The organism is Streptomyces purpureus, from assembly GCF_014648195.1.
GTDB lineage: Bacteria > Actinomycetota > Actinomycetes > Streptomycetales > Streptomycetaceae > Streptomyces > Streptomyces purpureus.
Window position 1 is genome coordinate 53,550 of sequence record NZ_BMQQ01000036.1, and the last position, 7,510, is coordinate 61,059.

The following is a 7,510-nucleotide window of genomic DNA, read 5'->3' on the forward strand; positions in this document are numbered from 1 at the left end:
GAGGCCTATGACATAAACATCCAGGCGTCGGCCCCGATTGCTACCGGCCGACGCATCCAGAAGTCTTCTCTCTGTGGTGCTGGACGGAGGCCCGATCGTGGCGGAGCGAATCCAGAGCATCGTCGTTGCGGCGCTCGACGAGATCAATCGGACGCGCGAGGAAAAGATTCCCACCGACAATGTGCTCGACCTGTGTCTGTACGGCGATGCCGGCGTTTTCGAGTCGATGTATTTGGTGGCCTTCCTCTCGCTGGTCGAGGAGAGCCTGGAGGACGAGTTCGGCGTGGAGGTCTCGCTCACCTCCGAGAAGGCCGTATCCCGCCGGGTGAGTCCCTTCAGCAGCGTCCGGCGGCTGATCGCATTCGTCGAGGAAGAGCTGGAACTCGTCGGCGCACGCGGTTAGGCCGGTCAGACCCGCCATGATCCTCATGATCACCGGCACCCGGACCGGTATCGGCAAGGCGCTCGCGGAGCATTTCCTAGACGCCGGCCATGATGTCGTCGGGTGCAGCCGAAAGCCCGCGACCCTCGACCATCCGCGCTACCGGCACCACCAGGTGGACCTCGCGGACGCCGGCCCGACGCGAAGTATGTTCCGCAGCGTCAGGCAGGAGTACGGTCATCTCGACGCGCTGATCAACAATGCCGGCACCTCGTCGATGAACCACTTCATGACGACGCCGGAAGAGACTTCCCGGAAAATCTTCGACATCAATTTCTTTGCCGTCCTGAATTGCTGCCGCGAGGCGGTGAAACTGCTGCGTAAATCGAGCGGCCCAAGCTCCGCGATCCTGAATGTCTCCACGGTCGCCGTGCCCTGGGCGCTGGAAGGGCAGCTCGCCTACTCGGCAAGCAAGAGTGCCGTGGAACAACTGGTCCGCGTCATGAGCAAAGAACTTTCCGCCTTCAACATCAGGGTCAACGGAATCGGTTTGCCACCGGTTCACACCGTACTGACGAGAACCGTTCCCCGGCCGAAAATCGACGCGCTTGTCGCACGTCAGGCGATCTCCCGCCAGTGCACGACGGCGGACATCGTCGGACCCGTCGAGTTCCTCATCGGCCGGCAATCAGAGTTCATCACGGGCGAGACGCTCTTTCTTGGGGGTGTGCACTGAATGCGCGACGAACTGGTACGGAGGTTCGAGGACTTCGGCACCTGGACGGCGCTGTTCGACCGGGGAACCCCCGTCACCTACGCGGACCTCCTGGGCCGGATCCGTGACATCCGGGAACGGCTGGCGCGGCACGGCGTGGTTCCGGGGCAGGCCGTGATCGTGCACGGCGACTACTCGTTGGACTCGGTGGCGACCCTGTTCGCGCTGTACCTCGACAGGAACGTCGTCGTCCCGGTGGTGACCCTCACCGACAAGACGCTCGACACCCTCGTCGAGCACTGCCGACCGGGCCACCTGGTCAGGACGACCGACGCCGGAATCGAGGTCGAGGAGCTCGGGCGGCCCGACGGCGACTCGGGCACGGACCTGGGCGCCGGCGCCGCGCATGGCCGGCTGGGCGATGAGGAGGCCGGGCTGGTTCTGCTCAGCAGCGGAAGTACCGGCGCTCCCAAGGTCATCCTCCACAGTCTCGACGCGCTCGTCGGCGAGAAGCTGGAGAAGCGGGCCCGGCGCCGGCCGAACGCCCTGAACATCCTGATGGTGCTGATGTTCGATCACATCGGCGGCATCAATTCCCTGCTGAGCACCCTGCTCGTGGGCGGCACCGCGGTGCTGCCCCGCCACCGTACCCTCGACGAGATCTGCGCACTGATCGAACGCCACCGGATCCTCGTCCTGCCCACGAGCCCGACCTTCCTCAATCTGATCATGGTGGGCGACTACCACCGCACGTACGACCTGAGCAGTCTGCGTCTGATCACATACGGCACCGAGCCGATGTCCGACGAACTGCTCCAGCGGGTCCACCGCACCTTCCCTGGCGTTCGGCTCCTCCAGACCTTCGGCACGAGCGAGACCGGCATCGCCACCACCACGAGCGAGTCGTCGAGCAGTACGTACTTCAGGATCTCCGACGCCAACGTGGAGTACCGGATCGTCGACGGTGAGCTCCACCTCCGCAGCCGGACGCAGTTCCTCGGCTATCTGAACTACGACGACGACTCGCTCACGGAGGACCGCTGGTTCAGGACCGGGGACCTGGTCGAGGAAGGCGCCGACGGCTACCTGCGGATCAAGGGCCGCGCCAAGGAGGTCATCAACGTCGGCGGCGAGAAACTCCTTCCACTCGAACTCGAATCCGTCCTGCTGACCAGTCCGCTCGTCGAGGACTGCGTCGTCTACGGGAAGCCGAACGCCATCACGGGCCAGTCCGTGTGCGTGGACATCAAGCCGAGGGGCGAACTGACCCGGGCAGACCTCCGCAAGCACGTGGTGGAGTTCCTCGCGGGCAAGGTCGAACCCTTCAAAGTGCCTTCGAAGATCAACATGGTGGGCGCGATCGCGATGTCGGACCGCCTGAAGAAGGTGCGGTCCCGGCCGGGCGCCGGCGGGGAGTGAAAACCCCCTCGCTCCCCGATTCCCTTTCTCTTACACCCCCTCTTCATCCCTTCCGTCCCCGTCTCAAGGAGAGTTTGATGGCACGATCGAAGGTGGCGATCATCGGCGGAGGGCCGGCCGGCAGTGTGGCGGGCCTCACCCTGCAGAAGCTCGGTCACGACGTGACGCTCTATGAGCGGTCCCGCTTCCCGCGGTACCGCGTCGGCGAGTCGCTGCTCCCCGGCACGATGTCGATCCTCAACCGCCTCGGCCTTCAGGAGAAGATCGACGCACAGGAGTATGTGAAGAAGCCCTCGGCCACCTTCCTCTGGGGCCAGGACCAAGCGCCCTGGACGTTCTCCTTCGCGGCCCCCAAGGTCGCGCCGTGGGTCTTCGACCACGCGGTCCAGGTCAAGCGCGAGGAGTTCGACCAGCTCCTCCTCGAGGAGGCCCGCAGCCGTGGGATAGCCGTGCACGAGGAGTGCCCCGTCACCGACGTGGACCTGTCCCACCCCGACCGGGTGGTCCTCACCGTGCGCCGGGACGGCAAGACCGTGACCACCGAGAGCGACTTCGTCATCGACGCGGGCGGCTCCGGCGGCCCGATCGCCCGCAAGCTCGGTCTGCGCCGGTACGACGAGTTCTACCGTAACTTCGCGGTGTGGTCGTACTTCCGGCTTGAGGACCCCTTCCAGGGGGACCTCAAGGGCACGACGTACTCGATCACATTCGAGGACGGCTGGGTCTGGATGATCCCCGTGAAGGATGATCTGTACAGCGTCGGACTGGTCGTGGACCGCACCAAGTCCGCCGAGGTGCGGGAGCGGGGCGCGGACGAGTTCTACCGGACCACCCTCGCCAAGTGCGGCCAGGCCATGGACATCCTCGGCGGCGCGGAGCAGGTCGACGAGGTCCGCATCGTGCACGACTGGTCGTACGAAACGGAGGTGTTCTCGGCCGACCGCTTCTTCCTCTGCGGCGACGCCGCCTGCTTCACCGATCCGCTCTTCTCACAGGGCGTGCACCTGGCGTCGCAGTCGGCCGTCTCCGCTGCCGCGGCCATCGACCGCATCACCCACCACGGCGACGAGAAGGACGCGGTGCACGCCTGGTACAACCGCACGTACCGCGAGGCGTACGAGCAGTACCACCAGTTCCTCGCCTCCTTCTACACCTTCGCCTCCTTCACCGAGCCCGACTCCGAGTTCTGGAGGAAGCGGCGGATCACCGAATCCGACGACGAGCGCCTCACCCGCAGGAAGTGGTTCGAGAAGCTGGCCGGGAACGGCCCGGAGGACTCCGCCGGGACCGTGGCCTCCTTCCGCGACCGGGCGTCGACGATGATCTCCATCGGCCGGCACCAGCGGCCCGGGCTGAGCGACGAGTTCAGCGAGTCCGAGCTGAACGCGGCGCGGGTGCGGTGGATCAGCGACCTCACCAAGCGGCTCAACAGCATCAGCCGGTTCCGGTGGACCGGCGGCAAGGCCCTCCTCAAGCCGTACTACCGGGTCGAGCCGCTCGGCTTCCGGCTGGAGCAGCGCGAGGTCCTGGCCAACGAGGACGACCTCGACATGACCCAGTACCCGATGGACGACGAGACCCGGCAGATCTTCCAGGACCTGGCCGAGGAGGAGTTCGGCTACCGGACACTCGTCAAGCGCCTCGGCGCCGTCGGCAGGCAGGAGCTGAGCACGCAGATCGTGCTCCGGCTGATGGAGGCGGGCCTCCTCACCGGCTACGACGAGCATGGCGAGACGGTCGTCGTGCAGGGCCGGCTCCACTTCGGCGGCGTCGGCGTCGAGTACGAGGTGTGAGCGCGGCGTCCCGCGCCGGTCGGGGCGCGCCGGTCACCTGACCCGGCGACGCCCCGCCCGGACCCGCCGTCCCGTCCACGTCCGTCCTGTCCCGGGGCGGGCGAACGGGGCGGCGGGTCCCGGCGGCCCGCAACCCACCCACCGCCCCACCACCCCACCCCACCCCAGCCACAGCGCCACAACGCCCTGAAGGAGGCCGCCCGATGAGACACACAATGCTGCGGGACCTGGAGGTCTCACGGATCGGTCTGGGGGCCATGGGCATGTCCTGCGGCTACACGGGCGCGGGCACGGACGATGCCCAGTCCCTGCGCACCCTTCACCGGGCCTTCGATCTCGGTGTCACGTTCGTCGACACCGCCGAGATCTACGGGCCGTACACCAACGAGCGGCTCGTCGGCCGGGCGCTCAAGGGCCGCCGCGACGAGGTGGTGCTCGCCACGAAGTTCGGCCTGGTCTCGCACGCGGGCGGCGGTCCGGGACGGCTCGACAGCAGCCCCGCCAACGTCCGTACGGCCGTGGACGGTTCACTGCGCCGGCTCGGAACCGACCACATCGACCTCTGCTACCAGCACCGGGTCGACCCGAACACCCCCATCGAGGACACCGTCGGCGCCCTCGCCACCCTCGTTGCCGAAGGCAAGATCCGCCACATCGGACTCTCCGAGGCCGGGACCGACACGATCCGCCGCGCCCACGCGGTCCATCCGATCACCGCGGTTCAGTCCGAGTACTCCCTGTGGACCCGCGATCCGGAGAAGGCGGTACTGCCGACCCTGCGTGAGCTGGGCATCGGGTTCGTGGCGTATTCACCGCTCGGTCACGGCTTCCTCACCGGCACCGTCCGGTCGGCCGGGGGCTTCGACGCCGAGGACCTGCGCGCGGACAATCCCCGGTTCACCGAGGAGAACCTGCGGCGGAACCTGCGCATCGCCGACGAGATGCAGGCCGTAGCCGCCGAGGCCCACGCCACCCCGGCGCAGGTCGCCCTCGCCTGGCTGCTCGCCCGGGGAGACGACGTGGTCCCCATCCCCGGCACCCGGCGGGTCGCACGCCTCGAGGAGAACACGGCGGCCGGCAGCATCCTGCTGACACCCGGACAACTCGCCCGGCTTGACGCCCTCCCGTCGGCGGCGGGCGAGCACCACACCGAGGAGCAGATGCGCATGATGAACCGCTAGAAGGTGTCCTGTGTGTCTTGGTAGCGACCCTCGATAGCAAGGTCGTTCAGTCGTATGGCCTAGGAAAATGTTGACAGAAGTCACCGCTATTCGCTACGTGACCCCTTTGCGTAAGGGCGGCTCGCTCCTGGGGGGATCGTCGAGGCCGACGATCCCGGGACGTGCGTCATGGAGTTGTCCACCGAGCGGCCCTGACCTGCGGAGATGCCGTTTATGGCACCTCTGACCTGCGGAGATGCCGTCCATAGCACCTCTGACCTGCGAGGATGGGTCTTTGAGCATCTTTTTTCGGGGTCGCGCAGCATTGTGTAGCCCATTCTCCCCACGTGCTCCCCGGAGCAGCTCATACTCCCCAGATTCTCCCCAACGGCGGCTGTCAGAAGATGGGCTGGCCAGGGGTACGGCCGCTCGTTGGAGGAGGGCATCGGCCACGTAGCGTGATCGTTGGCAGAGCGCGCGCCGGTTGACGCGGCTGGATGTGTCCAGAGGCCACAGGTGACCGGCGCTCGGCCGATGCCTCGCGGGATCGTGGGCTCCTGATGATGGATGACGACACCGCATTGGCCGACGGCAGGGAGCCGGAGGTGCCCACCACGCCTCGGACGCCCTGCGGTGAGAGGCCCGTCGCGCGGGCCCGGCGGGCGAGGGCACAGGATCTGATCGAGCGGCTCCTCATCGAGGGGCGAGTCAGGATCACTGATCCCGATGACGACGCGGTCGCCGAGTGGCGGCGCGTTGTCAACTACGCGAAGCGGCACGGCATGGAACCGGCAGGCCGGCGCATCGAGAAGGTCCCGTACGGCGGGCCGGGGCTGGAACGGCACCCCGCGGAAGGCCCGCAGCCCAACGCGCGGAGCCAGCGCCCGAAGGCAGGCGGGGGTCTCGTCCCTGTCCCCGGGCGACTGGCCAACCATCAAGTAAGGCGGCGCTTCTTCTGAGCCTGTTCAGCCTGCCCACGGGAGAGGCATTAACGGGCCGGGGGCGGTGGGGTCTACGGCCACTTGGCCACCGATCCGGCCCTCTCCATTCGTTACGCTCCGTGAGTGCCGCGGGATGCGCGCGGCCTGTGAAGCCCCCGCCGCCGGTTCCGGCAGGCGGTGGGAGCCGGGCGGGGAGCGGAGCCTGCGTCCGGGGGCGGGCCGGTCTCGCCCCCGGTGGGCCGAGCTCGGGGCTCAGGCGCTCGGATACCGGCTCCGAGTGAGCGCGAGAGCCGTGCGCGCGGTCTGCTCGAAGGGTTCGAGGGTGCCGGAGGCGCGGCGCAGCACGTGTGCGCCCTCCAGCAGGGTAATGAGCGTGGCGGCCAGATCGCCGGCTTCGCCCGCCGACAGCCCGGCGGTGGTGAGCCGCTCGGCGAGCTGCTCGATCCACGAGTCGAACGCGATGGCCGCGACCTGACGCAGCATGTCGCTCGCGGGATCGGGGTCGACGGTGACAGCGGCGACGGCGCAGCCGCTGCCGGTGGTGGCGGCCTCGACGACCGGCCGGGAGAAGTCCAGGAAGGCTTCCGCGACGGCGTAAGGGCTGCTCGTGGGCAGCGTGGCGAGCTGGACGCGGATGTCCTGGCCGTTGCGGGTGGCGGCCTCGGCGACGAGTTGGGCCTTGCCGCCGGGGAAGTGGTGATAGATGGCGCCGCGTGCGGCACCGCTGTCGCGCAGGATCTCGGTGAACGACATCCCGGCGACGCCTCGCCGCTGGAGTGCCAGCACCGCGGCCTCCAGCATGCGGCCTCGTGTTTCGGTCGCCATCCCCGCCTCCTCACCCCTTGACTGGTACGGCCACCGAGCTGTTGCGGGAGGGCGGGGGCAGACGGCGACACGCAGCGTCACCCGGCCACGCGTCACGCGGGCGCGGCGAAGGAGCCGTCCCATGCCGGCCGGAACGTCCTCCTCCAGCCGCGCGCCCGGCTGGGGGAGGAACGCGTCGGTGACCTCAACCGTGCCCTCCCCGGCCCAGGTCCCGTCCCGCTGCCAGCGCCGGAACAGGTCGTAGACCCGGTCCCACGGCCCGTAGCGTTCGGGCA

At 68.1% G+C, this 7,510-nt stretch carries 7 protein-coding genes and 1 pseudogene; 7 read left to right on the forward strand and 1 reads right to left on the reverse strand.

Translation table 11 applies throughout. The features are described from left to right. Positions 1-97 precede the first annotated feature (97 nt). From IEZ01_RS30795 to IEZ01_RS30820, 7 genes and pseudogenes are all read left to right on the forward strand, one after another. Positions 98-403, forward strand: a complete 306-nt coding sequence (locus IEZ01_RS30795; RefSeq protein ID WP_229833296.1) for a hypothetical protein — start codon at positions 98-100, stop codon at positions 401-403. 25 nt (positions 404-428) lie between these two features. Further along, a complete protein-coding gene (locus IEZ01_RS30800) occupies positions 429-1,118 on the forward strand; it encodes an SDR family NAD(P)-dependent oxidoreductase (RefSeq protein ID WP_229833297.1) in 690 nt (229 codons plus the stop codon). After that, positions 1,119-2,516, forward strand: coding sequence for a class I adenylate-forming enzyme family protein (locus tag IEZ01_RS30805; protein WP_019884633.1), 1,398 nt, complete (start codon positions 1,119-1,121; stop codon positions 2,514-2,516). A 77-nt stretch (positions 2,517-2,593) separates the two neighbouring features. Next, positions 2,594-4,309, forward strand: a complete 1,716-nt coding sequence (gene cmlS, locus IEZ01_RS30810; protein ID WP_019884632.1) for a chloramphenicol-biosynthetic FADH2-dependent halogenase CmlS — start codon at positions 2,594-2,596, stop codon at positions 4,307-4,309. A gap of 203 nt (positions 4,310-4,512) precedes the next feature. Next, positions 4,513-5,490 (forward strand): aldo/keto reductase, encoded by a 978-nt coding sequence (locus tag IEZ01_RS30815; RefSeq protein ID WP_189204974.1) that lies wholly within the window; start codon positions 4,513-4,515, stop codon positions 5,488-5,490. Between the two features lie 67 nt (positions 5,491-5,557). After that, a pseudogene (locus tag IEZ01_RS36220) lies at positions 5,558-5,670 on the forward strand (HipA family kinase); the annotation flags it as partial. 404 nt (positions 5,671-6,074) lie between these two features. Then, complete coding sequence (locus tag IEZ01_RS30820; protein ID WP_189204978.1) at positions 6,075-6,428, forward strand: hypothetical protein; 354 nt, start codon at positions 6,075-6,077, stop codon at positions 6,426-6,428. A gap of 234 nt (positions 6,429-6,662) precedes the next feature. On the opposite strand, the gene IEZ01_RS30825 is transcribed toward IEZ01_RS30820, so the two are convergent. Further along, positions 6,663-7,510: LmrA/YxaF family transcription factor (locus IEZ01_RS30825; RefSeq protein ID WP_229833298.1), on the reverse strand; the 848-nt coding region annotated here is incomplete at its 5' end.